At 66.5% G+C, this 25,789-nt stretch carries 31 protein-coding genes; 11 read left to right on the top strand and 20 right to left on the bottom strand.

The window, feature by feature from the left end; all coding sequences use genetic code 11:
* Positions 1-6 precede the first annotated feature (6 nt).
* From AB4Z42_RS17060 to AB4Z42_RS17040, 5 genes are read right to left on the bottom strand one after another with little or no spacing between them, the layout of a single operon-like run.
* The gene (locus AB4Z42_RS17060) at positions 7-675 is read right to left on the bottom strand and encodes a sterol desaturase family protein (protein ID WP_442010370.1); all 669 of its coding nucleotides are present in this window, start codon (positions 673-675) and stop codon (positions 7-9) included.
* Entirely contained in the window at positions 672-1,394 is a 723-nt protein-coding gene (locus tag AB4Z42_RS17055; protein ID WP_442010369.1) for a FadR/GntR family transcriptional regulator, read from the bottom strand. Before AB4Z42_RS17055 ends, AB4Z42_RS17060 begins: the two co-directional genes overlap by 4 nt.
* A 53-nt stretch (positions 1,395-1,447) precedes the next feature.
* Positions 1,448-1,822 carry a nuclear transport factor 2 family protein gene (locus tag AB4Z42_RS17050; protein ID WP_442010368.1) on the bottom strand — a complete coding sequence of 125 codons (375 nt, stop codon included), beginning with the start codon at positions 1,820-1,822 and terminating at the stop codon, positions 1,448-1,450.
* Between the two features lie 3 nt (positions 1,823-1,825).
* Complete coding sequence (locus AB4Z42_RS17045) at positions 1,826-2,245, bottom strand: lipoprotein LpqH (protein WP_442010367.1); 420 nt, start codon at positions 2,243-2,245, stop codon at positions 1,826-1,828.
* 42 nt (positions 2,246-2,287) lie between these two features.
* Positions 2,288-3,022: a helix-turn-helix domain-containing protein gene (locus AB4Z42_RS17040; protein ID WP_442010512.1), complete on the bottom strand. Its 735-nt coding sequence runs from the start codon at positions 3,020-3,022 to the stop codon at positions 2,288-2,290.
* A 154-nt stretch (positions 3,023-3,176) separates the two neighbouring features.
* Between AB4Z42_RS17040 and AB4Z42_RS17035 the strand changes: the two genes are divergently transcribed.
* Entirely contained in the window at positions 3,177-3,476 is a 300-nt protein-coding gene (locus tag AB4Z42_RS17035) for a hypothetical protein (protein WP_442010366.1), read from the top strand.
* Here the strand turns inward: AB4Z42_RS17035 and AB4Z42_RS17030 are convergent.
* Positions 3,469-4,713, bottom strand: coding sequence for a cytochrome P450 (locus tag AB4Z42_RS17030; RefSeq protein ID WP_442010365.1), 1,245 nt, complete (start codon positions 4,711-4,713; stop codon positions 3,469-3,471). The genes AB4Z42_RS17035 and AB4Z42_RS17030 overlap by 8 nt on opposite strands.
* Positions 4,714-4,936: 223 nt before the next feature.
* Between AB4Z42_RS17030 and AB4Z42_RS17025 the strand changes: the two genes are divergently transcribed.
* Positions 4,937-5,572 carry a hypothetical protein gene (locus AB4Z42_RS17025; RefSeq protein WP_442010364.1) on the top strand — a complete coding sequence of 212 codons (636 nt, stop codon included), beginning with the start codon at positions 4,937-4,939 and terminating at the stop codon, positions 5,570-5,572.
* A gap of 4 nt (positions 5,573-5,576) precedes the next feature.
* Here the strand turns inward: AB4Z42_RS17025 and AB4Z42_RS17020 are convergent, their stop codons facing one another.
* The gene (locus AB4Z42_RS17020; protein WP_442010363.1) at positions 5,577-6,047 is read right to left on the bottom strand and encodes a hypothetical protein; all 471 of its coding nucleotides are present in this window, start codon (positions 6,045-6,047) and stop codon (positions 5,577-5,579) included.
* Positions 6,047-6,634, bottom strand: coding sequence for a DUF2867 domain-containing protein (locus AB4Z42_RS17015; RefSeq protein WP_442010362.1), 588 nt, complete (start codon positions 6,632-6,634; stop codon positions 6,047-6,049). Before AB4Z42_RS17015 ends, AB4Z42_RS17020 begins: the two co-directional genes overlap by 1 nt.
* Positions 6,635-6,731: 97 nt before the next feature.
* Between AB4Z42_RS17015 and AB4Z42_RS17010 the strand changes: the two genes are divergently transcribed.
* Together AB4Z42_RS17010 and AB4Z42_RS17005 are read left to right on the top strand one after the other, a co-directional pair.
* Positions 6,732-7,280, top strand: coding sequence for a TetR/AcrR family transcriptional regulator (locus tag AB4Z42_RS17010; protein ID WP_442010361.1), 549 nt, complete (start codon positions 6,732-6,734; stop codon positions 7,278-7,280).
* Between the two features lie 13 nt (positions 7,281-7,293).
* Positions 7,294-7,695 carry a VOC family protein gene (locus tag AB4Z42_RS17005; RefSeq protein WP_442010360.1) on the top strand — a complete coding sequence of 134 codons (402 nt, stop codon included), beginning with the start codon at positions 7,294-7,296 and terminating at the stop codon, positions 7,693-7,695.
* A gap of 2 nt (positions 7,696-7,697) precedes the next feature.
* On the opposite strand, the gene AB4Z42_RS17000 is transcribed toward AB4Z42_RS17005, so the two are convergent.
* Together AB4Z42_RS17000 and AB4Z42_RS16995 are read right to left on the bottom strand one after the other, a co-directional pair.
* Positions 7,698-9,950: a molybdopterin-dependent oxidoreductase gene (locus AB4Z42_RS17000; RefSeq protein WP_442010511.1), complete on the bottom strand. Its 2,253-nt coding sequence runs from the start codon at positions 9,948-9,950 to the stop codon at positions 7,698-7,700.
* Positions 9,951-9,981: 31 nt separating this feature from the next.
* Positions 9,982-10,560, bottom strand: a complete 579-nt coding sequence (locus AB4Z42_RS16995; protein WP_442010359.1) for a TetR/AcrR family transcriptional regulator — start codon at positions 10,558-10,560, stop codon at positions 9,982-9,984.
* A gap of 81 nt (positions 10,561-10,641) precedes the next feature.
* On the opposite strand from AB4Z42_RS16995, the gene AB4Z42_RS16990 reads away from it, so the two are divergent.
* Positions 10,642-11,421: a class I SAM-dependent methyltransferase gene (locus tag AB4Z42_RS16990; RefSeq protein ID WP_442010358.1), complete on the top strand. Its 780-nt coding sequence runs from the start codon at positions 10,642-10,644 to the stop codon at positions 11,419-11,421.
* Here the strand turns inward: AB4Z42_RS16990 and AB4Z42_RS16985 are convergent.
* The 4 genes from AB4Z42_RS16985 to AB4Z42_RS16970 all read right to left on the bottom strand — a co-directional run bounded on the left by AB4Z42_RS16985 (position 11,418) and on the right by AB4Z42_RS16970 (position 14,950).
* The gene (locus tag AB4Z42_RS16985) at positions 11,418-11,816 is read right to left on the bottom strand and encodes a hypothetical protein (protein WP_442010357.1); all 399 of its coding nucleotides are present in this window, start codon (positions 11,814-11,816) and stop codon (positions 11,418-11,420) included. The genes AB4Z42_RS16990 and AB4Z42_RS16985 overlap by 4 nt on opposite strands.
* Positions 11,817-11,857: 41 nt before the next feature.
* A complete protein-coding gene (locus AB4Z42_RS16980; protein ID WP_442010356.1) occupies positions 11,858-12,991 on the bottom strand; it encodes a nitronate monooxygenase in 1,134 nt (377 codons plus the stop codon).
* 103 nt (positions 12,992-13,094) lie between these two features.
* Entirely contained in the window at positions 13,095-13,862 is a 768-nt protein-coding gene (locus tag AB4Z42_RS16975; RefSeq protein ID WP_442010355.1) for an HAD family hydrolase, read from the bottom strand.
* Between the two features lie 11 nt (positions 13,863-13,873).
* Positions 13,874-14,950: an NAD(P)H-dependent amine dehydrogenase family protein gene (locus AB4Z42_RS16970; protein ID WP_442010354.1), complete on the bottom strand. Its 1,077-nt coding sequence runs from the start codon at positions 14,948-14,950 to the stop codon at positions 13,874-13,876.
* A gap of 79 nt (positions 14,951-15,029) precedes the next feature.
* Between AB4Z42_RS16970 and AB4Z42_RS16965 the strand changes: the two genes are divergently transcribed.
* A complete protein-coding gene (locus tag AB4Z42_RS16965) occupies positions 15,030-15,779 on the top strand; it encodes a glucose 1-dehydrogenase (protein ID WP_442010353.1) in 750 nt (249 codons plus the stop codon).
* Here the strand turns inward: AB4Z42_RS16965 and AB4Z42_RS16960 are convergent.
* A complete protein-coding gene (locus AB4Z42_RS16960; RefSeq protein ID WP_442010352.1) occupies positions 15,776-16,162 on the bottom strand; it encodes a PaaI family thioesterase in 387 nt (128 codons plus the stop codon). The genes AB4Z42_RS16965 and AB4Z42_RS16960 overlap by 4 nt on opposite strands.
* A 68-nt stretch (positions 16,163-16,230) precedes the next feature.
* Here AB4Z42_RS16960 and AB4Z42_RS16955 point away from each other — a divergent pair, with 68 nt between their 5' ends.
* The 3 genes from AB4Z42_RS16955 to AB4Z42_RS16945 all read left to right on the top strand — a co-directional run bounded on the left by AB4Z42_RS16955 (position 16,231) and on the right by AB4Z42_RS16945 (position 19,260).
* Entirely contained in the window at positions 16,231-17,490 is a 1,260-nt protein-coding gene (locus tag AB4Z42_RS16955) for a competence/damage-inducible protein A (RefSeq protein ID WP_442010351.1), read from the top strand.
* A gap of 50 nt (positions 17,491-17,540) precedes the next feature.
* Positions 17,541-17,765, top strand: a complete 225-nt coding sequence (locus tag AB4Z42_RS16950) for a hypothetical protein (protein WP_442010350.1) — start codon at positions 17,541-17,543, stop codon at positions 17,763-17,765.
* A gap of 250 nt (positions 17,766-18,015) precedes the next feature.
* The gene (locus tag AB4Z42_RS16945; protein WP_442010349.1) at positions 18,016-19,260 is read left to right on the top strand and encodes an enhanced intracellular survival protein Eis; all 1,245 of its coding nucleotides are present in this window, start codon (positions 18,016-18,018) and stop codon (positions 19,258-19,260) included.
* Here the strand turns inward: AB4Z42_RS16945 and AB4Z42_RS16940 are convergent.
* Positions 19,257-20,177, bottom strand: coding sequence for an alpha/beta fold hydrolase (locus AB4Z42_RS16940; RefSeq protein ID WP_442010348.1), 921 nt, complete (start codon positions 20,175-20,177; stop codon positions 19,257-19,259). The two genes, AB4Z42_RS16945 and AB4Z42_RS16940, sit on opposite strands and share 4 nt — an antisense overlap.
* A gap of 58 nt (positions 20,178-20,235) precedes the next feature.
* Positions 20,236-20,604: a hypothetical protein gene (locus AB4Z42_RS16935; protein WP_442010347.1), complete on the bottom strand. Its 369-nt coding sequence runs from the start codon at positions 20,602-20,604 to the stop codon at positions 20,236-20,238.
* 99 nt (positions 20,605-20,703) lie between these two features.
* Here AB4Z42_RS16935 and AB4Z42_RS16930 point away from each other — a divergent pair, with 99 nt between their 5' ends.
* Positions 20,704-22,335 carry a fatty acid--CoA ligase gene (locus AB4Z42_RS16930; protein WP_442010346.1) on the top strand — a complete coding sequence of 544 codons (1,632 nt, stop codon included), beginning with the start codon at positions 20,704-20,706 and terminating at the stop codon, positions 22,333-22,335.
* Positions 22,336-22,395: 60 nt separating this feature from the next.
* Positions 22,396-22,905, top strand: a complete 510-nt coding sequence (locus AB4Z42_RS16925) for a hypothetical protein (RefSeq protein ID WP_442010345.1) — start codon at positions 22,396-22,398, stop codon at positions 22,903-22,905.
* Positions 22,906-22,942: 37 nt separating this feature from the next.
* Here AB4Z42_RS16925 and yaaA read toward each other — a convergent pair whose 3' ends face one another.
* The 3 genes from yaaA to AB4Z42_RS16910 all read right to left on the bottom strand — a co-directional run bounded on the left by yaaA (position 22,943) and on the right by AB4Z42_RS16910 (position 25,788).
* A complete protein-coding gene (yaaA, locus tag AB4Z42_RS16920) occupies positions 22,943-23,689 on the bottom strand; it encodes a peroxide stress protein YaaA (protein WP_442010344.1) in 747 nt (248 codons plus the stop codon).
* 31 nt (positions 23,690-23,720) lie between these two features.
* Positions 23,721-24,359: an NlpC/P60 family protein gene (locus AB4Z42_RS16915; RefSeq protein ID WP_442010343.1), complete on the bottom strand. Its 639-nt coding sequence runs from the start codon at positions 24,357-24,359 to the stop codon at positions 23,721-23,723.
* Positions 24,360-24,651: 292 nt separating this feature from the next.
* Complete coding sequence (locus tag AB4Z42_RS16910) at positions 24,652-25,788, bottom strand: alkaline phosphatase family protein (protein WP_442010342.1); 1,137 nt, start codon at positions 25,786-25,788, stop codon at positions 24,652-24,654.
* Between the last annotated feature and the right edge of the window lies 1 nt (position 25,789).

Raw genomic sequence — 25,789 nt, 5'->3', positions numbered from 1 at the left:
TTCGAGCTACGCCGATTGCTTCTCGGCGTGCAGGTTCTTCACGGTGGGCGAGCTCTCGACGGCGGCCGGATCCGGATACGTCCGCAGCACGCGGTCGGCAGTGCCTGAACTGGTGACCGTGAACCAGAAGTGCTCGTTCTTGTAGTGATGGTTGCGATGATTCCGCCAAATCGTCCTATACACAGGTGTTTTCGGCTTGTAGTCGGTGTGGATCAGGTAGTGGGTCCACTCGTAGACCAGGCCGGCCACCCCGATGCACACGAGGTACGTCAGGCCCATCCCCAGCCGCGGAAACGCCAGTACCGCAACGGCGACGGTGAGCGGAAGCACCCACGTCGCAAGCGATTTCCACGGAATGAAGATCAGGGGAATGCTGCGTGGATCGACGTGGTGTGCGCGGTGCTCTCTGGACAGCAGCGGGTCGATGGTCAGTGGACCGACCCGTTTCGGGCGCCAGTGCAGGATGAACACGTGGATCATCCACTCGAAGAACGGAAACAGCGCGAGCATCACCAGCGGCACCACCGCGTCGGTGAGCTGCCAGTCGCCGACGACGACCCGCGCGATGATCGCGGCAATGAGTACGGCGCCAATCATCCAGGGGGAGGGGTGCTTAACGAACTCCCTGGCCGCGCCGGCCAGCGTGAGCTTCTTGCGGGCGGTCGGTTTCGTCATGACTGGTTCCCCAGATCGTCGAGGGCGACGAGAAGCGCCCTGGTTGCCGGTTCGAGAAGATCCTGTGCGGCCTTGGCGGCCCGTTCGGGGTCACCCGCGGCGATCGCATCGGCGAGTTTGCGGTATGCCTGCGGGCGGCCCACCTCGTCGGCCATGACGCCGGCGAGGGCAGGGAGTGCCGGTTCGTAGGTCGCGCGCAACGTGTTGTACATCAGCCGGAACGCGATGGAGTCCGCACCGTCGACGATCTGGTCCCAGAAGGTCAGGGCGCAGCGCTGCTGTTCGACGGGATCCTTCTCGTCGGCGAGTGCGCGCAGTGTGTCGTCGAGGATCCCGGCCAGTTCGGGCTCGCGACGCCGGGCGGCGAGTTCGGCGACCTTGGGACCGTTGTGCAGCCGGGTCTCGAGGATGCTGCGGACCACGGAGACATCGAGTTCGCCGTCGCGGATGAGCAGGCGGGGCAGCAGGTCGAGACCGGCGTGGCGACGGAAATCGCGAACCGTGGTCGAATCGCCCTGACGCACCTCGACGAGGCCCGCCGCCGTCAGGCGTTTGAGTGCCTCGCGCACAGCGGGGCGCGATACGCCGAGCACCTCGGCCAGCCTGCGTTCACTGGGCAGCGACTCGCCAGGCTGCATCTCGCCGCTGAGTACCTCGGCGACGATCTGCTCGAAGACGTCTTCGGGAACCGAACGGCGGTTCACCGGTTGAAGGGCCATGCCGCCCACAGTGCCAGGAGGCAGGCCAGAGGTCAAGTGGTCAGACCAGTAACCTAACCTGCGGAGAGTTGCGCCTTCATCGCGTCAGCCAGCGCCAGCATGGCCTGCATCGGCCGCACCATCACCGTGAACTCCTCGATCGCGCCATCGTCATCGAGGTGGATGAAGTCGCAGCCCTGGACCTGTTTGTCGCCCACTCGCGCTTCGAACACCAGCGCATGGTCACGCGCGCCGTCGGCGCCGATCTCACGCACATAGCGGAAGTCTTCGAACACCTCCATGACCGCGGCCAGGATCTGGCGCAGCGCCTCGCGCCCCTCATACGGCGTGAAGACGACCGGGCTCCGAAAGACGACATCTTCGCGAAGAAGCGCGACGGCGGCATCGAGGTCTTTGGCTTCGATGGCGCTTCGAAAGGGATGCACCACCGGTCAGCAGTTGGCTTCGATGTGGAACGTCGCCGTCACGGCATTGCTCGGATTGTCCTTGAACGACCCGTCGGCGGAACCGTCGATCGTGAACTTCCCGCCGCTGCCGGTCACTTCGGCCTTCCCGAGGCGGCCGTCCCAGAAGGTCCCCGTGAAGCCCGAGAAATCGCGGAAGTCGACCGACTGGACCGTGACACCGTCCTCGGTGTTCAAGAATGCGGTCAACCCTGTCGGCTCGCCCGGGGTCTTGATGTTCCACATCCATCCGGTCTGCGAGCACACCACGGCATGCGTATCGCCGGTGCTCTTGCCGTTGATGGTCACTTTCGCGTTCGTGCCGCCGAGTGCGGGCGCCGGTGTCGAGCAGCCTGCCGCGAAGGTGGCGAGCGCAACGGCGGCTGCCGCGACGAGTCGGTTGTCCATGTCGCCAGACTCTATTGGTGTTGACCGCCCGCCACGTGCGTTTCACCGCAGCGCGGCGGCGGTCGCCTCATCGGCGGGAAGAAACGCCTCGATGGACAGTTCGGCCGCGGTGAGGTCCAGGGCCGTGCCGAATGTCGTCACGGTCGAGAGAAATGTCAGCAGCTGGCCCTGCGGGGTGTAGAGCTCCAGCGGGACCGCGATACCGCCGAGATCGCGGGTGTCGTCGAATCCGCCTGGAAACGACTCGATCTCCGCCAGCAACGCCGAAAGTTCACCGGACCCGTTCACCGAGGCCTCACGGCGGAGTCGCTCCACCAGATGGTGTCGCCACTGCGGCAGGTTCCGGATCCGCGGAGCGAGCCCCTCGGGATGCAGCGCGATGCGAAGCGCGTTCGGCCGCTCGAGCAGGCTCGGTGCGACGCCTTCCAGGAGCACGCCGGAGCCCGTGTTGGCCTGCACGATGTGCCAGCCACGGTCCACCACGACACAGGGATACGGGTCGTATGCATTCAGCACGCGCTCGACACCGTCGCGTACCGCGGCCATATCCGGGTCGTGCAGGGATCGCTCGCTGTACACCGGGGCGAGTCCGGCGGCCATCAACAGTTGATTCTGTTCGCGAAGGGGAACGTCGAGCACGTCGGCGAGGCGCAACACCATCGCACGGCTCGGGCTCGACCGGCCGGTCTCGATGAAGCTGACATGGCGGGCCGACACGTCGGCCTCGATCGCCAGATCGAGCTGGCTCAGCCGGCGCCGTTGGCGCCAGTCGCGCATCAACGTGCCGAAGGGCGGAGACTGCACGTGGGCGGTGGTCACCGGCCCAGTGTTGCGCACCTCATGGGCGGCGGCCATTACGCGTCAGGTAATTGCACCGCTTACCTGGCTCGGGGACCGTGGACGGTGACAGTCCAAGCTGAGGAGAGCGACCATGCGAACCGCATCATCCGTCGACCGCCCCATTCCGCGGTGGCTGCACTTCGTGCTGACCTCCGATCGCGCCGGGTCGTCGTGGTACATCGGCGTCGGGTTCTTCTTCGCACCGTTGCTTGTGCTGCTGTCGCCGTGGCCGGGGCTTACCGCCGTCGCGTGGGTCGCCATCGGGGTCGCGGGCCTGTGGCTCGGCCTGCTGGGTATCGCCATGGCGACCGGACTCGCCATGGCTATGCGGGCGAATGTCGATATCCCCGAAGACTATTGGCGCTCGTTGGTCAACTATCCGGTCAGGTAGCGCCGGCCCCGGTGTAGTCGACCTGCCAATGCTTGATGCCGTTGAGCCAGCCCGACCGTAGCCGTTCGGGCGGGGAGATGGGGGTCAGGTTGGGCATCTCGTCGGCGATCGCGTTGAAGATCAGATCGATCGTCATCCTCGCCAGGTTGGCGCCGATGCAGTAATGGGCTCCGGTGCCACCGAACCCCACGTGTGGGTTCGGATCTCGCAGGATGTTGAAGGAGTAGGGGTCTTCGAACACTTCCTCGTCGAAGTTCGCCGAACGGTAGAAGATCACCACCCGGTCGTCCTTCTTGATCTGGACGCCGCTGAGCTCGGTGTCCTCGAGCGCGGTGCGCTGGAATGACGTGACCGGCGTTGCCCAGCGAACGATTTCATCCGCGGTCGTCGCGGGCCGCTCACGCTTGAAAAGCTCCCATTGGTCCGGGAATTCGGTGAAGGCCATCATGCCCTGGGTGATGGAGTTGCGGGTGGTCTCGTTGCCTGCCACCGCAAGCAGGATCACGAAGAAGCCGAACTCGTCGTCGGTGAGCTTGTGACCCTCCACGTCGGCCTGCACCAACTTGGTGACGAGGTCGTCGCCGGGGTTCTTGCCGCGCTCGGCGGCCATCTGCATGCCATACATGATCAGTTCGACCGATGCGGCAGTCGGATCGTTCCTGCCGTATTCGGGATCCTGGTCGCCGACCATCTGATTCGACCACTCGAACAGCTTCATCCGGTCTTCCTGGGGCACCCCCATCAGCCCGGCGATCGCCTGAAGCGGAAGCTCGCACGACACCTGCTCGACGAAATCACCCGATCCCTCGGCCGCGGCCCGCTTGGCGATGTCACGCGCCCGGAGGCGAAGCTCGTCGCGCAGCGACTCGATAGCGCGCGGGGTGAATGCGCGCGAGATGATCTTGCGCAGGTGGGTGTGGTGCGGGGCGTCCTGGTTGAGCAGCACGACCTTGCCGGCCTCCAGCGATGCGGGGTCGGCCTCGTCGCGGTACCGGGGCAGCGCGGTCTTCTTGTTGCTGGAGAACACATCGCTGCGCCGCGACACCTCTTTGACGTCCTTGTGCTTGGTCACCACCCAGAAGCCGGTGTCGCCGAACGCGAGGTTGCCCCTCTCCTGGTCCTGCCACCAGATCGGAGCCACCTTCCGAAGGTGGGCGAGCTCGTCGACCGGGAGCCGTTCCGCGTAGATATCGGGATCGGTGAAGTCGAATCCGGGCGGAAGGTTCGGAGTTGGCATCGATGGACCCCTTGTATGACGTTGTCTAGTACCGGTAATTCATTGCTACACCACAGTTGGGGCCCGCTGCGACCGGTTACAGATACTCCGAAGTGGAACGTGTTCCCGCGCCGCAGGGGTTCTTGACCGGTTGTTCACACTGGAATCAGGTGTAACAATTTTGGCCATCAAACTGAAGCACTCGGTAGGCCGGATTCGGGTCAGCACGCGGAAGGGGGCTTGGGTGAGGATCGACATCGAGGTGACGGCGGCGACGGTGGCTACCGCGGGCCTGGGAGCGCTCGCCGCGCTGCTCGCCGGTGCGTCGACGGCGCAGGCCGAACCTGGCGTTCCCATCCCACCTCCGCCTCCGCCCGCGCTCATCGCCCCCGTCATCCCGGGACCGCCCCCCGCCGCCCCGCCGGCTCCGGCCGCTCCGGCGCTCCCTGTTGCCGCACCGGCTCCGACCGCTCCCGATGCGCCCGCGCCGCCGCCCGAAGCGCCCGCAGCGCCGGTGACCGGCGATGCCGCCGTTCCGGTCGCGGCCGACGCCGCTCCGCCCGCGGAGACCCCGCATCTGGTGAGCCCCGAGAATCTGCCGCCCGGCACCAGCATCACCCCCGTCGGCCCGCAGGAGAGCAGGAGCGGGTCCTACCTTCGCGAGCTCTGGCGCGCCGTCCAGACGCAAGAGGTGAGCGGTAAGGACGCTCTGCTCCTGCTGACCCAGCGGCCGCTGAACGCCAACGCCACGCCACCCGCGGGGCTCGCCGCCAATCCGGCGCAACCGATGCCTGCGGCACCACCGCCACCTCCCGGTGAACCGCTGCCGCCTGCCGCCGCTCCACCGGTACCCGCTCCGGCGCCGCCGCCGATTCCCTGAGGGCTCAGCAGTTGCGGGCACGCGCCAAGAGCGTGCTCACCGTCCGTACATGCGTGGGCACCACCCGCGCCCAGAGCGCACGGACAACCGGATTCTCGTGGGTCACAAAGGTGCAGAACAGCAAGCGTTCTGGTTCACGACGCAAATACAGCTCCGCGGGCATGCCTACGCGCGACGCGGCCCCCAGGAGGACGAAATCCGGTGCTTCTGCCCGGATCTGCCAGCCGAGCACCGTTCGGTCGGCGCCGGGCCGCTTCAGCGCAAGGCCGAGTGCGGACCAGCCGGACAGCAATTGCAGCCTGACGGCCGTCGGTGCTCCTTCGAGAACGCGTCGGATCCACTGCTCGGCGGATCGCGCGCGCGGCGCCTCGACATCGACGACGAACGCATCCTCGTAGTCGACCCGGCCCAGTGTGCTCACCGTCCGCATCGTGGGTGATGGCGTGACCTGCTGGACGCCGGTCTCGGTGCGCATCAGAGGATTTCGCGTCCGGCGGTGGCGCTACCGGCTGAGTCCTCACGCCACGCCCGCCCGATGTCGCGCATCATCAGCGGGTAGACGATCAGATGACGAAACGGCGCGATCGCTGCCATGTAGGCGGCACCGAGTGCACCGTTAGGTCGCACGAGAACAGCCATCTGGCCATGAAATTGTCCTGACCCCCGATCGGGAACCCATCCGACGTGCAACACCCCGTGCACCGTCTGGTTGGCGATCTCCATCGCGAACTCGTCGTCGGTCCGGTACAAGGGGCTGAAAGCAGATCGGTCGGCCGCGAGATCGGTTGGGGTGCCGCTCAAGTCGGCGGGCAGCCGATCGCGGAGCGTCTCGACACGGGATCCCAGACCCGTCTCCGGCCGGTCGAGACCGAGCATCCGGCCGATCGTCCACCGGATGGCGAACAGGGCGCGCACGACGGGAGAGGACCGCTTCGGATCGAACGTCGACCACAGGTCGACGAGTCTCGCGAAGTCGTCTGCCCCACCTGGCGTCGGCAACGCCCACACATCGAGAACCTGGAAATCCTTGGTGAGCTCGTGGATTCGCCACGGCCGTGTCATGTGTGCGCCCTTGTCGAGCGGCCTAGAACCAAGCATACAGTACTGTATGCTTGCCGGATGGCGGTCGTCAAGCCCCGGTCAAAACAGATGGAGAACCATGGTCGCCCAGACCCGCACTCCGCGGAGTACGTGGATCGACGCAGGTCTCGACGCCCTCGCGGCGGGTGGGCCGGACGCGGTACGCGTTGACCTTCTCGCGAAGGCGCTCGCGGTCACCCGCGGCGGTTTCTACCACCACTTCGCGAGCAGGGCAGTGTTTCTCGACGCACTCCTCGAGACGTGGGAGCACCGCAGCACCGACGAGGTGCTCGATCGCGTGGAAGCCGAGGGGGGCGACGCCAGGGACAAGGTGCGCAAGGCAGGCATGCTCACCTTCGCCAAGGACCTGCTGCCGATCGACCTCGCTGTGCGCGACTGGGCACGGCGCGATAAGGCGGTGGCCCGGCGACTCCGGCGCGTCGACAATCGGCGCATGGAATACCTGCGCACCTTGATCGGCACGTTCTGTGATGATGCCGATGACATCGAAGCCCGCGGCATGCTTGCGTTCTCGTTGGCCATCGGCAGTCACTTCATCGCCGCCGACCACCCGGGAAGCAGCAGGGCGCAGGTGCTTGCGCACGCGACCCGGCACCTGCTGACCTGACTATTCTGTACCCATGCTGCACGACGGTCGTATCGCCACCCGGTTGCCTGCGCAGGACCTGCAGCGGGCACGGGCGTTCTATGCCGACAAGCTCGGGCTCGAGCCTGTCGAGGAGCGGCCGGGTGGTCTTCTGTACCGCTGCTCTGGATGCGAGTTCGCCTTGTTCGAATCCGCGGGTGTTTCGGCGGGTGCCTTCACTCAAATGGCCTGGACTGTCGACGACATTGCGGCCACTGTCGCCGAGCTACGCAGGCGTGGAGTGGTTTTCGAGGAGGTCGACCTGCCGGGGCTCAAGACCGTGGACGGGATCGCCGAGGTCGCGGGGAATTACCCGAGCAAGGGCTCGGGTGAAATGGGCGCATGGTTTCGTGACAGCGAGGGAAACATGCTCGGCATCGGCGAGCCTGTGATCTGACGCTAGACAGTGCTCAGCGCGGGCACGGCTTCGATCCTGGCCGGAACGTGCTTGTGCCACGGCGTGCCGGCATACGCGTCGCGCCAGTCGCTGGATGTCAGCACATTGGGCGCCACGCCGGGGACGTGCGCTTCGCCGTCACCGTCGGTGAAGTCGAGGCCGAACCCGTTGGGCAACGATGCGTGGCCAGGAAGCATCGCCTCGCTGATCTCGACGGTCGCCTCCGCGTTGCCTGCCGCGGTGGTGATTCGGGCGCGTCCGCCGTGGACCAACCCGAGTGCTTCGGCATCTTCGAGGCTGACCCGCAGCGCGCCGTCGGAGTCGCGTTTGCGCCAGGCCGGATCCCGGAAGATGTCGTTGGCGGTGTAGGCGCGACGTTCGCCCGCCGACAGCACGATCGGGAAATCGACTGTCGTGAAATGCGATTGGGCGTCGGACAGCGCGCGGATCTCATCGAGCATCTCGGGCATGGCCAGCGCGATCTTGTGGTCGGCATGTGTGATCAACGCGAAATCGTCCTCGTACTCGTGGACGGTGAACGTGATACCCGAACGGCTCGTCAGGATCGCGTCGAACAACGCATTGCCGTCGGCGTGCCCGGCTCGGCGGACGGCATCGGGGTAGGTCATGGCCGCCTTCTGGGCGAGTCCCCACAGCGCGGCCGCACCGGAAAGTCCCTCGGGCAGCGATGGTCCCAACGTGTCGTACAGCACGTAGGGGAGTACCTTGCCGAGCATCGGACTGGCGCCGACGGCTTGCAGGAACGCCGCGGTGAACGCTTCACGGCTCTCGCGTGCGGCGCGTCGTAACGGTTCGAGCTCGGCGTCGTCGACGACACCCAGTGCCCGCACCAGGCGCGCCCAGATCTCGGGCTCGGGCAGGGTGCCGTCGAGCGGTTCCATCAGTCGATGCCGCAGATGGAATGTGTTGTGCGGGAACTCGAGGTTGAAGAACGTCGATTCCGTCTTCTCGTACTGAGATGCCGCGGGTAGCACGTAATGGGCCAGTCGCGCGGTTTCGGTCATCGCGACGTCTATCACGACCATCAGCTCCAGCGAGCTGAACGCCTCGCGGCACGCGTTGGAGTCCGCGAGTGAATGAGCGGGGTTGCTGCTCTCGACGATCATCGCGCGGAATCTGTCCGGGTGATCGCCGAGGATCTCCTGGGGTATGACGTTGCTCGGGACCAGTCCGCCGACGATGGGGGCGCCGGTGACCGGCGTCCGACCCACGTTTGGCGTATGCCGGAACAGCGGACCGAAGGACGAATGCAGATGCTGGGCACCGCGTTTGGCGAAGTTGCCGGTGAGGATCCACAGCAGTTTGTTGAGGTAGGAGCACAGCGTGCTGTTGGGAGCCTGCTGGATGCCCAGATCCTCGAACACGGACACGCTCGCCGCGGCGCCGATACGCCGCGCCGCCGCCCGGATCAGCTCCTCGTCCACCCCGCACCGGAGCGCATAGTCGCCGACATCGACGGTGCGCATCACGTCCAGGACGGAATCGACGCCCGTGACATGTTCGGCCAGAAACGCGTTGTCGCAGAGATCTTCCTGCACCACCACGGCGGCGAGTGCCGCCAGCGCCCAGGCGTCGGTTCCCGGACGCACGCGCAGGTGCACGTCGGCCATCTTGGCGGTGTCGGTGATGACCGGGTCGATGACGATCATCGAACGCTCAGGGTCTTTGGCGATGTCGTTCAGCACCGTCCGCGCCCGCGGAAAGCTCTGCGACATCCACGGGTTCTTGCCGATGAAGACCGAGACCTCGGCGTGCTCGAATTCCCCTCGGGTGTGGCCGCCATAGAGGTGGGCGTCGATCCAGGCCTCACCCGTCTTCTCCTGTGCGAGCGCGTTGGAACGGTAGTACGAGCCGAGTGCCTTGAGGAAGGCGCCGCTGTAGGCGCCGCCCAGATGGTTGCCCTGGCCGCCCCCGCCGTAGTAGAAGATCTTGTCGCCCCCGTGGGTCTCGGCGATGCGTTTGAAGCCCGCGGCAATCTCGGAAATGGCCGTATCCCAGTCGATTTCCTCATAGCTGCCGTCGGGACGCCGGCGCATCGGCGAGGTCAGCCGGCCGCGATTGTTCTGGTAGTGGTCGAGTCTCAGCGCCTTATTGCAGGTGTATCCCTGCGAGGCAGGATGTTCCTTGTCGCCTCTGATCTTCGCCAGCTTGCGGCCGTCGAGTTGGACGACGATGCCGCAGTTGCATTCGCAGAGAATGCACGCGGTCGGCTGCCATTCTTCTGGAGCCGCCACGGCGGCGACATCCTCTTTAGCGATCACCGGACTACCTTTCCGAGGTCTCGGCCAGCAGGAGGGCGCGTAGCTGGCCGTGAACGAGGTCGAGAGCTTTGACGTTTCTGGATGCGCGCGCGATCACGATCGCGCCTTCGAACGATGCGGTCGTCAGCATGGCGAGTTCTGCGGCACGCTTCTTGGCGACGCCGTCGGAGATCAGCCGGGTGGCGATGAGGTCGGTCCACCGTTCAAACGCCGCTGCCGCACGTTCGATCACCGGTGTCGCAGTGTCGGGCTTGTCCGGATCGCCCCCCTCGACGCTCACGGCGACGATGGGGCAGCCGGCCCGGAAGTCACTTCGCAGCAGCTGCTTCCGATAGTCGGTGAACAGCACGTCGAGGGCGTCGACACCGGATCCGGCCTCCGCGATCTTGGCCGCGACGTACTCACCGGCGTAGTCGATCGCCTCGCACAACAGTTGGGTGCGGCCGCCGGGGAAGTAGTGGTACGCCGACCCTCGCGGGGCCCCGCTGTGCTCGAGGACGTCGGCAATGGCGGTCGGATGCGCGCCCCGTTCGCGGATGAGCAGGGCGGCTGACATCACCATCCGCTCGCGGTGGCTTGGCACGACTGGGTCCCCTCTCCGTCCGACTATGTATGTCACCTTACATAGTCGCGAGGCCAAAGCAAGGGCGGTTCGGTCGGCACTATGGTTGCGGCTGACATGTTCGACTACGACGCAGAGCTTCGCCGTTACCACGCACGACTACTCGATGCGGTCGACATTCACCGGGATGACCGTGTCCTCGATATCGGCTGCGGGACCGGACAGACCACCCGGGCGGCCGCACGTGCCGCGTCCGGCGGCGACGCGCTCGGCATCGACATCTCGCAACCAATGCTGGAACGGGCACGTCATCTGACGAAGGCCGAAGGGCTCGCCAACGCAAGCTTCGAGTTGGGTGACGCGCAGGTTTACCCGCTTCCCGAGGAGCGGTTCACGATCGGACTCAGTCGCTTCGGCACGATGTTCTTCGCCGATCCGCGCGCCGCGTTCGCCAACGTCGCGAGGGCGCTGCGCCCGGGTGCGAGATTCGTGCAGCTGGTCTGGCAGGGCGGTGATCGGCAAGAGTGGCGCGCCGCAGTGCAACTGGCGCTGGCCGACGAACTGGACGCACCACCGACCCCAGCGGCGAGAGGCGCCTTCTCCCTGGCTGATCCGGCGAACGTACACGCCATCCTGGACGGTGCCGGCTTCGTCGACGTGCAGCTGGTCGAGGTATGCGAACCGGTCTACTACGGTGCAGACCCCGCGAGCGCACTGCACGCCATTCGGTCGCTGCGAGCACCCCGCGATCCGCGTGACGATCTGGATGACGCGTCGACCGATCGCGCGCTCGGCGGGCTGAGATCGATCATTCGCGCCCGTGAGGAGGGCGGTGTGTGGTTCGACTCATGCGCCTGGCTTGTGACCGCGCGCCGCGGCTAGCGAAGCAGCCACAGCACCAGAAACCCCGTCATGCTTACGACGCAGAAGAGGTGATCCCGAGAGATGGAGCGGGCCAGCCGAGATTGTTCCGCCGGTTCGCCGGTGCGGGCGCCGAGCCGGACCGCGTTGGGGACGGTGCGGATCATCGCCAGAAGGATCGGTGCGCCGGTGAGTGCGAGCGCGGCGACCGACAGCCATACCGGGTGGTGGTCACCGAAGGCGGCGATAAGCAACGCGCCCAACAAGATCACCATCACCAGTGCGATGAGATGACCCATCGGCCGCGACGTCGTCGTGGCTCGGCGGTAGTACGCGGAGACCGACGCGAGCACCTCCTCGGGAAGCACCTCTGCGCCGCGGTGACGGAGGACCTGACTGTCGAAGATCAGGTCCATCCAGAGGACGGCGACGAGAAAGCCGGCGCAGGCCGCTGCGATCAGACGGACGCGGCTTCGTTCAGATCGTTGAGCGTGCTGGTCGCCTCGAGATACTCCTGCACCCACCGCTGGATCACCGCGGAGGACTTCTCCACCTTGGTGAACTGGCCAACGACCTGACCGATCGGATTGAACGCGACGTCCACGCTCTCGTTCGGGAACTTGTGCGTGGCGGCGACCGCCATACCGGACACCATGTACTGCAACGGCATTCCGAGCGGCTTCGGGTTGTCCGGGTCTTCCCAGGCCTCGGTCCAGTCGTTCTTCAGCATGCGCGCAGGCTTACCGGTGAAGGAGCGGCTGCGGACGGTGTCGCGGCTCTCGGCCTTGACGTAGGCGGCGTGCTGCACCGCGGTGTGCTCGGACTCCTCGACCACCACCCACTGCGAGCCGGTCCACGCGCCTTGTGCGCCGAGCGCCAGCGCGGCCGCGATCTGCTGGCCGCTGCCGATGCCGCCCGCTGCGAGCACCGGGACGGGGGCGACCTCCTTGACGACCTGCGGCCACAGCACGATAGAGCCGATCTCGCCGCAGTGTCCGCCGGCCTCGCCGCCCTGGGCGATGATGATGTCGACGCCGGCGTCGGCGTGCTTGCGCGCCTGCGACGGCGATCCGCACAGCGCGGCGACCTTGCGGCCCTCGGCGTGGATGTGCTTGATCATCTCGGCGGGCGGGGTGCCGAGCGCGTTGGCGATCAGCGTGCACTTCGGGTGCTGCAGCGCGACCTCTACCTGCGGTGTGGCGGTCGCCTCGGTCCATCCGAGCAGCTGCAGTGCATCGTCATCGCTGTGGTCGACCGGCACGCCGTGGTCGGCGAGGATCTTTTTGGCGAAGTCGATGTGTTCCTGCGGCACGAGGTCGTTGAGGGTCTTCTTGAGCACCTCCGGGTCCAGGTCGGTGGAGTCCATACCCTCGTACTTGTTGGGGATGACGATGTCGACGCCGTAGGGGTGGTCGCCGATGTTCTCGTCGATCCACTTCAGCTCGATCTCGAGCTGTTCCGGGCTGAAGCCGACCGCCCCGAGCACGCCGAAGCCGCCGGCCTTGCTCACGGCGACGACCACGTCGCGGCAATGGGTGAAGGCGAAGATCGGGTATTCGATGCCGAGGTCGTTGCAGATGGGGGTGCGCATGGCTGCTCCTTGGTGGGCCGCTCGCGAATTAGAACGTGTTCTAGTTTAGCTCATCGGTCAGGTCCTCGACGAAGGAGACCTCATTGCCGGGCTCAAGTTCTCCTCAGTCGTAACCGACGAACCTTCGCAGCGACGGACGCCTGCGCCCACCGGTGCCGACGGCCCGAAGCACGGGCCAACCGTGTTCGACGGCCAAGGCGGCGAGCTTGGGGCGTGGATTCACCGGCCGTGGGTTTCCGACCTTGACCATCAACGCGGCGTCCTCGTCGCCGTCGGCATAGAAGTAACTGCGTTGTAGGTCGACCTCATTGACATGACAGAAATGCACTACGGCGCTGGCCTTGTTACGTCCCCAAACCACCGGTTTCGCGATCTGCCCGGTGAGGCGGCCATCGCCGTCGAGCGAGAAGTGGTTGCACAGCACGTGGTCGATGTCGAGGTAGCGGGCCACGGGTTGGGCATGGATGGTCACCGCCGAGGTGCTGAGCACCACCGTGTGACCGCGTTCCTGATGCGCCGCGACGATGTCGCGCATCGCGGGGAAGACGCGCGTGGCCACACTGTCGACGAATATTCGTTCGCAGACGTCGTCGAGGTCGGCGAGCGATTCACCCCGGAGATAGCCCGCGGCCCTGGTCAGCAGATGCTCGAATCGCATCCGGCGCAGTTTGTAGCGCATCGATGCTTCGACGACCCCGAGGACCTCGCCGATGCCGGCCTGTCTGCGCTTGATGCGGTCGCTGGCATGCGCCGCGGCGGTGAAGCCGTCCACCAGGGTGCCGTCGAGATCGAAAAACGCACCGATATGGGGCCCCGGTTCGCTTGCGGCGATCTCCGCAGTTGGGTCATCTGCCACGGGCTGCGCGGTCATCGCGCACCAGCCTACTTCGCTGCGTACAGACCCTTCCCGGTCACGAGCGGCATATCGACGGTGGTCCGGATGCCCGCCGGTGCGGCCACGACGTCGGGAATCGCGTTCACGATCCGGCCCGCCGCCGCCAGGATCGCTGCATAGGGCGCTCCGCCATTGCGGCTCATCGGAACGATGTCGCAGAAATACGACGGTTCACCGGTGATCTCGACGCGGTAGGAGCCGCCGGGATGCGCGGGCTGTGCCCAGTCCGGCCGCAGATCGGCCCGCAGTCGGGTCACGTGCTCGACGACGATCACCGGCTTGCCGTCGACCATGCCCTCGATCAGGAAGCGGACCGCCGCGACGGTGCCCTTCTTGATGGTGCCGACCGCGACGTCGAGGTCCTCGGGCGCGGGCTCCTGCTCGACGGAGTCGCGGATCTCGTCGACCTCGATGCCCAGTCCCGCGGCCAGCTGCCGGATCGCGGTGCCCCACGCAATCGACAGCACGCCCGGTTGATACAGGATCGGCAGGTCGCCGATGTCGTTGCCGAAGCCCATCACGTCGAACATCACGGTCTCGCCGTCGTAGGTGGCGTAGTCGGCGATCTCCATAGTGCGGATCTGCTCGATGCTCTGACAGGTTCCGGCCAGTGCGAACGGCAACAGGTCGGTGCAGAAGCCCGGATCGACACCGGTGAAGTAGACGGTCGAATCACCCTCGCGCGCAGCATCTTCGACCTTGGTGATGGCCTTATCGGGCAGAAGTCCCCACGGATATTGGAGCGCGCCGACGCTCGAGCCGACCACGTTGATGCCCGCGGACAGGAACGTACGAACGTCGGCCAATGCCTCACGCGGGCGCGTGTCGCCCATCGCGGTGTAGACGACGCAGTCGGGCTTCGTCGCGATGATCGCGTCGAGGTCGTTGGTCGCGGTGATGCCCGTCGTGACGTCCAGCCCCGCCAGCTCACCGGCGTCGCGGCCCACTTTGGTGTCCGTCGAGACCCAGACGCCGGTGAGGGCGAAGCGTGCATCGCTGATCAATTGCCGCAGCGCCAGACTGCCGCAGTTGCCAGTGCCGAGGAGCGCGACGCGAATAGCCATGGCCAGCAGTATGCGTGCTGACAACCCCAATTGGAACAGGTTCTAGTTCTCCCTGGTTGGTGCGGTAACCTGACGCCCCATGGGACGCGTGGACGGAAAAGTCACACTGATCAGTGGCGGAGCTCGGGGAATGGGCGCCGCTCACGCCAGGGCTCTGGTCGCCGAGGGCGGAAAAGTGGTCATCGGGGACATCCTCGACGACGAGGGCAAGGCGCTGGCCGACGAGCTCGGAGAATCCGCGCGCTACGTCCACCTGGACGTCACCGACCCCGAGCAGTGGGAGGCCGCGGTCAACGTCGCCGTCGAGGCGTTCGGCAAGCTGACCGCGCTCGTCAACAACGCGGCGATCGTCGCCCTCGGCCAGATCGGCAAGTTCGATATGGCCAAGTGGCAGAAGGTCATCGACGTCAACCTGACGGGCACGTTCCTCGGTATGCAGGCCGTCGTCGAGCAGATGAAGGCGGCGGGCGGCGGCTCGATCATCAACGTGTCGTCGATCGAGGGACTGCGCGGCGCGCCGATGGTGCACCCGTACGTCGCGTCGAAATGGGCGGTGCGCGGGCTGGCAAAGTCGGCCGCGATCGAATTGGGCCCCAAGAACATCCGGGTCAACTCCATCCACCCGGGATTCATCCGCACCCCGATGACCAAGCACTTTCCCGACGACATGGTCACCGCGCCGCTGCGCCGGCCCGGTCAGTCCGAGGAGGTCGCGCCGTTCGTGGTGTTCCTCGTCAGCGACGAGTCGTCATTCGCGACGGGCGCCGAGTTCATCATGGACGGTGGACTTGTCACCGACGTTCCCCACAAGGCACTACCGCTCGGTTAGTCGACGGCGGCGAAGTTGACCGTCGCGGTGGCGCCGATCTGATCGTCGTTACCGCGGTAGATGTCCACCTGGATCACGACGGAGCGCTTGCCGAGGCGCAGGATCCGCGCGACCGCGCGCGCCGGCCCGACCTTGATCGGTCGCAGGTAGCGGATGAACAGATCGGTCGTCGCGATCGCGTGCCCGAATGGCGTGGCCCTGGCGGCGAGCTGGCCGGCCGTCACATCGGCCATCGTCGCGACCAGACCGCCCTGCAGACCCCCCGCGGTGTTGGTGGTCCGCTCGTCGACCGCCATCTCCATGATCACGCTGTCATCCGTGGACGGGACTTCGGCGAGGCCGAGCTGATCGAAGAGCTCTCGTAGCGATCTCGGCGCAGTCACGGAGAACGACATTACCGATCCTTACCGACCGGTATCGCCCACGTCCGGTGTGCGTAGTGTCGTACGGCGTGAGCGCACGTGCGGGCATCGTGGTGACGGGAACCGAAGTTCTCACGGGAAGGGTGGCCGACCGCAACGGTCCGTGGATCGCCGACCAGCTGCTCGAGCTCGGTGTCGAGCTGGCCCATATCACCATCTGCGGCGACCGGCCCGACGATATCGAGGCGCAGCTGCGGTTCCTGGCAGCCGAGGGTGTGGACCTCATCGTCACCAGTGGGGGCCTCGGCCCGACGGCCGACGATATGACGGTGGCGACTGTGGCGAAGTTCTGCGGCCGAGAGTTGGTGTTGGACAACGATCTCGAGGCCAAGATCGCCGACATCGTGGCGCGCCTGATGGCTCGCTTTCCAAACGTTGATCTGGAGGCCGTGCGCGCGGCGAACCGCAAGCAGGCACTCATTCCGGCAGGCGCTCACGTCATCGATCCGGTCGGTACTGCGCCCGGAGTCGTCGTGCCAGGCAAGCCGACGGTCATCGTGCTGCCGGGGCCGCCGCGCGAGCTGCAGCCGATGTGGCCGTCGGCGCTGCAGACCGCCGCGGTGCAGGAAGCGACCGCGGGCCGAACGACGTACCGCCAGGAGATGGTCCGGATGTTCGGGCTGCCCGAGTCGGGGCTGGCCGATACCCTGCGCGACGCCGAAGAGCGTGTCGACGGCTTCGGGCGGCTCGAGATCACCACATGCCTGCGACGTGGTGAGGTCGAAATGGTCACCCGATACGAACCCGACGCCGCGGCTGTCTACGCAGATCTGATGACGCTGCTCCGAGAGCGCCACGGCGGGGAGATCTTCTCCGAAGACGGTTCCACCGTCGACGACCAGGTGGCCGCGCTGCTGGCCGGTCGGCGGATCGCCACCGCGGAATCCTGCACCGCGGGCCTCGTGGCTGCCCGGCTCACGGACCTTCCGGGGTCGTCGGCGTACGTCACGGGGGGAGTGGTGTCCTACTCGAACGAGGCCAAGTCCGAACTTCTCGGCGTGGACCCGGCGCTCATCGAGGCCCACGGAGCGGTGTCAGAACCCGTGGCCGATGCGATGGCCGACGGTGCGTTGCGCCGCTTCTCCGCCGACACCGCCGTCGCGATCACAGGAATCGCAGGACCGGGCGGCGGTACGGAGGACAAACCGGTGGGAACAGTCTGTTTCTGCGTGAAGCTGGCCGACGGTGCAACCGACCTCCGCACCATGCGGTTGCCCGGCAACCGGTCCGACGTCCGTGAAAGGTCGACGACCGTCGCGATGCACCTCCTGCGCCGCGCGCTGGGGTGAGATTCGGCAGCGGTTCGATGACGTACGCTGCTCGGCAGGAGGAATACTGAATGACCGCAGTTGACCAGCGCAAAGAGCTGTCCGAGCGCGCCGTCGCGGCCGGGTGGCAGCTCAGAGGCGAAGAACGGACCGACTATTTCACCCGCACCCCGGTCCGCATCCACATCATCTGGCAGGGAAACGACGCGATCAGTGGCGGCGCGCTGTACCACGACGATCTGCTCATGACCTACTCAAGGGACCTCGACACCATCGAGGGCTGGCTGAAGCGCTGATCAGCTGAGAGCGTTTGGCGCGGCGGCGAGATCGTCCGACGCCAGGACCAGGCGGGTATTGGTCGCCAGGTAGGCGGTCGTCAGACTGATCCCGGCGGCGGAGAGCTTGCCCCCACCGGAAGTGACGGCACATCGCCGACCCGCGCCAGTTGGCCGGGCTCGTCATCGAGATTGAGCGTCAGGTCAGTCGCCATGACACGCTCCTTTCGCGCCTTTCCGCCGTATCGGGTCGACGGGAAAATCGGATGCGATGGCGGACGTCAGTGTGGCAGCGTGGAATTCCGTGCTTGTCCATGACACATCGACATCGGTGAACATCCGCACGGCGCTCGACGCCGACTGGCCGGGAATCTTGCTGCTCGACGCCACCTGCTTCGGCAGGTTCGGCCATCCCGACACATTCGCCGCGTGGCGGTCGATGATTCCCCGCGACGGTTCGGTCGTCGCAAGCGACGGCGGCGACATCATCGGGATGTCGCACTATCTCGACCTGACGGTCACCGTGCCCGGCGGTGCGGTGGTGCCCGTCGCGGGCGTCACGCTGGTGGCGGTCGCGCCGACCCACCGGCGGCGTGGGGTGTTGCGCGCGATGTACACCGAGATGCACGACCGCATCGCGGATGCGCGCTACCCGATCGCGGCGCTGACGGCGAGCGAAGGCGGCATCTACGGGCGTTTCGGCTATGGTCCAGCGACCACCGAGGTTGAGCTGACCGTCGACCGCACGCGCGCGCAGTTCCGCGCCGACGCGCCGGACCCTCTCGGTGTGCGGTTGGTCCAACCCACCGAGCACTCAGACGAATTCGCCGCGATCTACGACCGCTGGCGCATGCTGACGCCCGGCGCTCAGGTGCGTCCGCAGGCGTTATGGGACGAACTGCTGGCCGACCGCGCGGACGACCGGCGCGGCGGAACCGAATTGTTCTCGATGCTGCACACCGACGGGTACGCGTTGTATCGGGTGTTCGGCGACAAACCGATGATGGTGCGGGTCGCGGAACTCACCGCGGTGACGACCGAGGCGCACATCGCGCTGAGCCGGGCACTTCTGGGGCTCGACCTGATGGACAAGGTCGCGTTCGGCACGCATCCGGCCGATCCGCTGCCGTACCTGTTGACCGACGCCAGGCACGCCCGCGTCACCTACTACGAGGACGATCTGTGGCTGCGTCTGATGGACATCCCCGCCGCACTGCAGGCGCGCAGCTATCGGGGGGATCTCACCGCGGTGCTGGAAGTGTCCGACGGGTTCCGAAGCGACGGGGGCCGTTTCGCGCTGGAGATTGGCGACGGCCGGGCTCGGTGCGTGCCGACTGGCGCGCCTGCCGACGTCTCCATGGACCTCGACGTCCTCGGCAGCATTTACTTCGGCAGCCATCGCGCATCGATTTTCGCCGCGGCAAACCGATTGCGCAGCAACGACTCCGAGCTCATCGCACGACTCGATGCCGCCTTCGCCAGCGATGTGTGCGCCCAGCTGGGTTTCGGGTTCTAGGAGCGGTCGCCGTACTCGTCCCACACCTTGGTCATGGTATGCAGGATCTCCTCGGCCCGGCCAAGCCCGGCGAGGTGGCTTTCACCGGGCATCGGATAGAGCTCGGCATCGGCCAGGCGCGACACCACGTGTTGTCCGTGTGCATACGGCACGATGTGGTCGGCGTCGCCGTGCCACCAGCGGACGGGCACCTTGATATCGCTCAGCCGGAAGCCCCAGTCCCTGGCGAAGACGACGACGTCGGCGAACGGGGCAGCCATCTGCTTGCGGGTGCCGTTGAGGATGTCGTCGAGGAACATCGCCTTGATCTCCGGGCGCGCCAACAGCTTGCGGTCGGCTTCCGGTGAGACTCGGCCGTACAGATCGGCGACTGGGGATGCGACGGGGCGGACCAGGCGGATGATGGCGCTCGCGAGCAGCCCGATGGGCGTTCCGGCCACCTGAAGCAGCGGGGCAACCCGCGTGCCGAGGTTGCCCATCAGGCCGCCGGTGATGGCGTCCGAACCCATCGTGGGGGCGACGCCGCCGATGACGCCGGCGGCGACAACGCGATCCGGCAGCGCCGCGGCACAGCCGAGTGTGTACGGGCCACCACCGGACAGCCCGACGACGACGAACTTGTCGATGCCCAGCGTGTCGGCGATGGTGCGCAGATCGTCGGCGAAGGCGACGACGGTGTCGTAGTTGTGCTGTGTCGATGAGCCGATCCCCGGCCGGTCGACCCCGATCAGCCGAATGTGCTCCTGTTCGGCGTAGACGCGCGCTTCCATCGGGATCTGGCGCCGTGCCCCCGGCGTGCCATGCAGCCAGAACACCGCGCGGCCCTGCGGGTCACCGAACTCGGCGAAGCTGATCTGACGGTCATCGCCGACAGCGATGTTGCCTTCGAGCTTGGGGCGGGCGATTGCGACAACCATGGCCAAAGTGTCTCATGCCGCCACGGCGCGCTCGGAGCTACACGCGTCGGCCGTGCCGTCACCCTCCGACAGCGATGACGTAGCCGACGCCGCCAAGGAACACGGCGATGATGCAGAGCACGAGGGTCGCCACCGCAATCGGCCAGCCGCGCTTTCGCCGGACCAGTTGCACCACGGTCGCGATGAGTCCCGCCACACCGATGATCAGGGCGGTGCCGAGTCCCCCCATCACCGCGGTGACGGCGCCTTCCACGGTGCACGTCTCCGGTGGGCAGCTGTCGAGGAACGCGAGGAAGAAGAGCCCGAAGAAGGAGGCGGCCGCACCGAAGAGGGCCGTCACGACGAGCACGACGACCGAGATGGTGACATCGGCTCCGTTGACCGGAGGCTTCGGCGGGGGCATCGCGGGATAGCCGGGCGCAGACATGACAGGAGATGCTATCGGCCACATTGGTCGTTTCCTGCCGAACGGCTGTGGGCGTCGGCGATCATGAACCCCTGCCGACTCACGCGCGTTGGGGGTGTTATGGACAGCACGATGCAGGACTTTCCGCTGACCGTGACGGGGATTCTGCGGCACGGCACGACGTGGTCCTCGACCCGCAAGGTGATCACGAAGACGCCCGACGGCTACCGCGAGATCAGCTTCGGCGAACTGGGCTCCCGGGTGGCGCAACTCGCTCACGGGTTGCGCGATATCGGCGTCGAGGGCGGCGACCGGGTCGCGACGTTCATGTGGAACAACCAGGAGCATCTGGAGACATACTTCGCGGCGCCGTGCATGGGCGCGGTGCTGCATACGCTCAACATCCGACTTGCCGCTGAGCAGATCGCGTTCATCGGCAACCAGGCGCAGGATCGCGTTGTGCTGGTGGACATGTCGCTGGCTCCGCTGCTGGCCGCGGTGCTCGGTGACCTGACGACGGTGCGAACCGTGGTCGTCGTGGGCGCCGGGGACCTGGATGTGCTCAGCGGCGCCGGCAAGGAGGTGATCCGCTACGACGACCTGCTCGAGGGTCGACCCAGCGACTACGACTGGCCGGACGTGGACGAGAAGAGCGCTGCCGCAATGTGTTACACCAGCGGTACCACCGGCAATCCCAAGGGCGTCGTGTACAGCCACCGGTCGAGTTATCTGCATTCGATGAGTGTCTGCACGGCCAACGCGATCGGCCTCGTCGACGGTGACCGGATACTGCCGGTCGTGCCGATGTTCCATGCCAACGCGTGGGGTCAGCCTTATGCGGCGGTGATGGCGGGCGCCGATCTTCTGATGCCCGACAAGTACCTCCAGGCCGAACCGCTCGTCGACATGATCGAGCGGCAGCGGCCCACCGTCGCGGCCGCTGTCCCGACGATCTGGAACGACGTCCTCCAATACCTGCACGCCAATCCCAACAGAGATATCTCGTCATTGAGGACGGTCTGCTGCGGCGGGTCGGCCGTACCACTGTCGATGATGAAGGAGTACGAAGAGCGCTACGGCGTGGTCATCCGGCAGGGCTGGGGTATGACCGAGACCTCGCCGCTGGCCGCCCTGGCCACACCGCCGCCGGAGGTCACCGGAGAAGACGCGTGGAGATTGCGCGCGTCGGCTGGGCGAGTGATCAGTGGAGTCGAGATCCGCATCGTCGACGACGAGGGCAGCGTGGTGCCCAACGATGGTAAAGCGGTGGGAGAGATAGAGATTCGTGGCCCGTGGATCACCGCGTCGTACTACCAGAATGCCGATTCCTCGAAGTTCGACGACGGCTGGCTGCGGACCGGTGACGTCGGTCGCATCGACCCGCAGGGCTTCATCACGCTCACCGACCGCGCCAAGGACGTCATCAAGTCCGGCGGTGAATGGATCTCGTCGGTCGAACTCGAACTGTGCATCATGGAGCACCCGGCGGTGCTGGAGGCGGCGGTTGTCGCGGTGCCGGACGAACGCTGGCAGGAACGGCCGCTCGCCGCGGTGGTGATCAAGAGCGACGCCTCGGCCACGGCGCAGGAATTACGAAAGCATCTGTGCGACAGAGTCGCCCGGTTCTGGCTTCCCGAGCGGTGGACATTCATCGACGAGGTGCCCAAGACCAGCGTGGGCAAGTTCGACAAGAAGCACATTCGGTCGCTGTACTCCGACGGTGCCTACGACGTCGTGGAGTGCCGGGACTGACACTCAGCAACCCCGCAGGTTTTGCCCAACTCGACGCTGATCGGTGCTTTACTCGGGACTATGCGGCAGACGACACGGATTTTGACGTTGGCAACGGCAATGGTTCTGGTCGCACCGCCCTGGGCCGCGCTCGCCGACGGCACCGGCAACTCCGGAGTGTCCAGTGGAGCGGGGGGCACTGTGCTGCCGTTCGCGCAGATTCTGCGGCGGTGCGATTTCAGCGAGACCGATTACAACGGACCGACGGGGATGGCACGGCCCACGGGCACCCTGCGGTCGGACGGAACCACCCTGACCGCCGATGTGCAGATCGCGACCGCGAAGCCGAACATGCATTACGACATCAGGATGATTCAGGTGCCACGATCGCCCTCGGTTCCCTGTTGGGGTGCGGATCCCGGCGTCGCGCAGGGTTCGCTGAACACCGATGCAGGCGGGGCGGCCGCGGTGACGCTCCAGGACGGGATCGAACCGGGTGCGACGGGAGCGTGGGTGTTCATCAGCCGCCCCGACATGTACTCGCAGAACCCGGCGGAGTTCTACACGACGGACTTGATCGCGCCGATCTAGCGCGCGATTCGCGTTGGCGGAAAAGGTGTTCGACGACTCAGGCAGGCACCACGACCGTTAGCAGGCTGCCGTCGCGTTCGACATGCATTCCCGCGCGCCGCGCGATCGTGGCGACCGCACCGGCGTCGTCGGGCTCGGATCGGGTGGACGCCAGGACGCGGGCCAGTCGCCCTTTGTGAGCCTTGTTGAAATGACTGACGACGGTGCGCTGACCGTCGGAGCGCTCCGAGACGACATCTACGTGAACGGCGTCGGGCAGCTTGCCGAGGGCCGCGTACGAGCCCGATCGAAGGTCGACCACCAGCTGTTCGCCGGTCATCAGGGCCAGCATCGGCTCCAGAAGTGGGCGCCAGCGTGTCGCCAACGCGGGTTGTCCGGGCAACTTCGACGTCGCGGAGAGCCGGTACGCGGGAATCGAATCGTCGGCGCGAAGGAAACCGAAGAGCGCCGAGCCGACCGCAAGCCGCGCATGTGCACGGCCCGCGGCGGCGCCTTTGAGCGATTCGACGTCGAGCGCGTCGTACAGCACACCGGTGTACCGGTTGATCGCAGGCAGGGTCGGCGCGGTGCGCAGCATGGCATTGCGTTCGACCTCGACCTGTTGCGAGGCCGAGAGCCCGAGCGCACGCATGCACGCCGACGTGTCGGCGGCCAGTTGGACCAGCTCGTCGACCAGTGCGGTGCGCAATGGCATGAGCTCGGGGTGGGACAGCGCTTCCAGGCGCAGGGGTGGCCCGTTGCCGCCGGGGTGCTTGGTCTCCGACGGCGGCAGCACAACGATCACGCCGCAGAGATTATCCGGCGCTCCCGTGGTGTCAGACCGGCGGCATCGGAGCCGGCGGCATTCCCGGTGCAGGCGGAGGAGCCATCGGCGGGGCGGGCGGCGGAGGGGCCATCGGCGGTGGGGCCATCGGCGGGGCAGGCGGAGGGGGCGGCGCCAACATCGGGTCCATCCCGGGTGGCGGTGCCATCAGCGGTGCGGGCGGCGGGGGAGGTGGCGGTGCCATCGGCGGGGCCGGAGGCATCGGGCCCTGCTGGCCGACGAGCACGACCGGGGCGCCGGGAGGCGGCGGCACCTGGTCGGCAGGCATCGGCAGGAACATGTGGTTGGTGAACTGCGACTGGTATGCGCCGCCGCCACCGACCTGCACGCCACCGCCTTCGCCGGACGACACCGGAGTGCCGTCGGGCAGCGTCGCGGCGGTGTGGCCGCCGTTCCAGCCGACATTGAGGGCGCCCGGCTGCGAGCCGTACTGGAATCCACGGGCAAGCAGTGCCTGCTCGATGTTCCCGGTGTGGAACCGGTCCCCGTAAATGGGGCGGCCGGTCGCCGCGTTGGTCACCCAGGAGACCAGACCGGAGCAGTCCGTACCGGCCGGTGAATCACCACCGGTGACGTACGGCGTGCCTGAGACAGAGTTGACAAGCGTCAAAAGCGCTGCGACAGCAAACATGAGCTCGGACGCTAACAGAGCTTTTTGGGGCCCGCCAACATCTGTGACCACGTTCACGGGAAATGCTGTGACTCCGTTCACAATGTCCAAATCACATGGTCTGGGCCACTGAATTTCGGCCAGAAAAGCGCATATTCGCGTGATTGTTTGCTGGTGACGCTGGTGTAGATAACGATTTGGCTTGGCCGGGGCGACTATTCGGGTTCTGCGGTCTCAGCAAAAGCGATGTTTTGTCCGAAAAGGGTTGTGCGCCAACTAGTTACCACTCAGTGAGTATGTCGTGGGCCATCGCTCATCCGTAGGCGAGTAGGAGTGGGACGCTCTGTTCCGCGGTTGTCAGCGATCCATGGTGTCCGATCAACGAAGACTCGAGCGGCTCGACCGTCCGTCTCAGCAAAGCTGTTGAGTCCCGGGCGGCAGCCACCACGCCGCCGATCCTGCCCCGCGTCGCCTGGCTGACTCGCTCGCCGAACCACCCCGCGTCGATTGCCTCGTCGCGCGAGACCACCCACGCGCGTTGCGCGAGCGTCTCCTGCCAGGTGGTCAAAACGTCGTTGGCTGCTCCCTGGGCTACATATATATGTCGGGCCCGCGGCTCGCCCCCGATGTCCGTCACACCCTCGGTGAGCGCGCCGTCGCTGTCGATGTCGATCGCGTCTGCGGTATCCACGGACACCATCCCGTGGTCGGCCACCACCGCAAGCAGCCCACCGGGCGGCAGGCCCTCGACGACCGATTCGACGAGGTGGTCGACTTGGCGCAGCTGCATCCGCCACGCGGGCGATCCGGGCCCGTACAAGTGGCCCAGCATGTCGAGCTGGCTGTGGTAGCCGTAGCAGAATCCACCGTCGACGACGGCCTCCTGCACGCGTGCAGCCAGATCGCCCAGCGCATGCACGCCGACATACCGCCCGCCCCGCAAGACCGCACGGGTCAGCCCGGACCCGGTGAATTCGGCGCCGGAGATGACGCTCACCGCTGCCCCCGCGGCGGAAGCCCGTTCGAAGGTCGTCGGCATGGGCTGGACCTCCTCGGGTGGCGCGGTTTCGCGGAGGTCGGCGCCCCATGGGTGCATGGTCCACCGCAAAGTGTTGAAGACACCGACGTCCGGAAGGCGGAAGGAGTAGCCGACCAGCCCGTGCTCGCCGGACCGGCAGCCGGTGCCCAATGCGGCGAGCCCGGCGGCGGTGGTGGACGGGAATCCGACCTGCAAGGTACGGCCCCGCAGGCCGGCCATCACCGGCGCGTCGGCCGCGTAGGTATCGAGTAGCTCGGCGCCGAGCCCGTCGATGAGCAGCACACACGCACCGGCGACGTCGTCCCGCAGCGGGATGCTGCCGTCGAATCCCGCTACCCCCATCGCCGCAAGGACCGACGGGACGACGTCGGCGAGGTGTGGGGTGTCCGGGTCGGGCTGTGGCAGCTCCACA

The sequence above is a fragment of the Mycobacterium sp. 2YAF39 genome (assembly GCF_052114565.1).
Lineage (GTDB): Bacteria > Actinomycetota > Actinomycetes > Mycobacteriales > Mycobacteriaceae > Mycobacterium.
Note: the sequence above shows the minus strand (reverse complement) of the source record. Positions and strands in the feature narration are given on the sequence as shown.

Coding starts and splice junctions, on each gene's coding strand:
- AB4Z42_RS17055 (WP_442010369.1), bottom strand. CDS start 1,394: ATGGCCCTTCAACCGGTGAACCGCCGTTCGGTTCCCGAAGACGTCTTC.
- AB4Z42_RS16990 (WP_442010358.1), top strand. CDS start 10,642: ATGGTTGCGGCTGACATGTTCGACTACGACGCAGAGCTTCGCCGTTAC.
- AB4Z42_RS16975 (WP_442010355.1), bottom strand. CDS start 13,862: ATGACCGCGCAGCCCGTGGCAGATGACCCAACTGCGGAGATCGCCGCA.
- AB4Z42_RS17010 (WP_442010361.1), top strand. CDS start 6,732: ATGGTCGCCCAGACCCGCACTCCGCGGAGTACGTGGATCGACGCAGGT.
- AB4Z42_RS16970 (WP_442010354.1), bottom strand. CDS start 14,950: ATGGCTATTCGCGTCGCGCTCCTCGGCACTGGCAACTGCGGCAGTCTG.
- AB4Z42_RS16950 (WP_442010350.1), top strand. CDS start 17,541: ATGACCGCAGTTGACCAGCGCAAAGAGCTGTCCGAGCGCGCCGTCGCG.
- AB4Z42_RS16985 (WP_442010357.1), bottom strand. CDS start 11,816: ATGGACCTGATCTTCGACAGTCAGGTCCTCCGTCACCGCGGCGCAGAG.
- AB4Z42_RS16930 (WP_442010346.1), top strand. CDS start 20,704: ATGGACAGCACGATGCAGGACTTTCCGCTGACCGTGACGGGGATTCTG.
- AB4Z42_RS16915 (WP_442010343.1), bottom strand. CDS start 24,359: ATGTTTGCTGTCGCAGCGCTTTTGACGCTTGTCAACTCTGTCTCAGGC.
- AB4Z42_RS17005 (WP_442010360.1), top strand. CDS start 7,294: ATGCTGCACGACGGTCGTATCGCCACCCGGTTGCCTGCGCAGGACCTG.
- AB4Z42_RS17030 (WP_442010365.1), bottom strand. CDS start 4,713: ATGCCAACTCCGAACCTTCCGCCCGGATTCGACTTCACCGATCCCGAT.
- AB4Z42_RS16945 (WP_442010349.1), top strand. CDS start 18,016: ATGGCGGACGTCAGTGTGGCAGCGTGGAATTCCGTGCTTGTCCATGAC.
- AB4Z42_RS16935 (WP_442010347.1), bottom strand. CDS start 20,604: ATGTCTGCGCCCGGCTATCCCGCGATGCCCCCGCCGAAGCCTCCGGTC.
- AB4Z42_RS16925 (WP_442010345.1), top strand. CDS start 22,396: ATGCGGCAGACGACACGGATTTTGACGTTGGCAACGGCAATGGTTCTG.
- AB4Z42_RS17020 (WP_442010363.1), bottom strand. CDS start 6,047: ATGCGCACCGAGACCGGCGTCCAGCAGGTCACGCCATCACCCACGATG.
- AB4Z42_RS17035 (WP_442010366.1), top strand. CDS start 3,177: ATGCGAACCGCATCATCCGTCGACCGCCCCATTCCGCGGTGGCTGCAC.
- AB4Z42_RS17040 (WP_442010512.1), bottom strand. CDS start 3,022: ATGCGCGACTGGCGCCAACGGCGCCGGCTGAGCCAGCTCGATCTGGCG.
- AB4Z42_RS17045 (WP_442010367.1), bottom strand. CDS start 2,245: ATGGACAACCGACTCGTCGCGGCAGCCGCCGTTGCGCTCGCCACCTTC.
- AB4Z42_RS16965 (WP_442010353.1), top strand. CDS start 15,030: ATGGGACGCGTGGACGGAAAAGTCACACTGATCAGTGGCGGAGCTCGG.
- AB4Z42_RS16940 (WP_442010348.1), bottom strand. CDS start 20,177: ATGGTTGTCGCAATCGCCCGCCCCAAGCTCGAAGGCAACATCGCTGTC.
- AB4Z42_RS17060 (WP_442010370.1), bottom strand. CDS start 675: ATGACGAAACCGACCGCCCGCAAGAAGCTCACGCTGGCCGGCGCGGCC.
- AB4Z42_RS17015 (WP_442010362.1), bottom strand. CDS start 6,634: ATGACACGGCCGTGGCGAATCCACGAGCTCACCAAGGATTTCCAGGTT.
- AB4Z42_RS16980 (WP_442010356.1), bottom strand. CDS start 12,991: ATGCGCACCCCCATCTGCAACGACCTCGGCATCGAATACCCGATCTTC.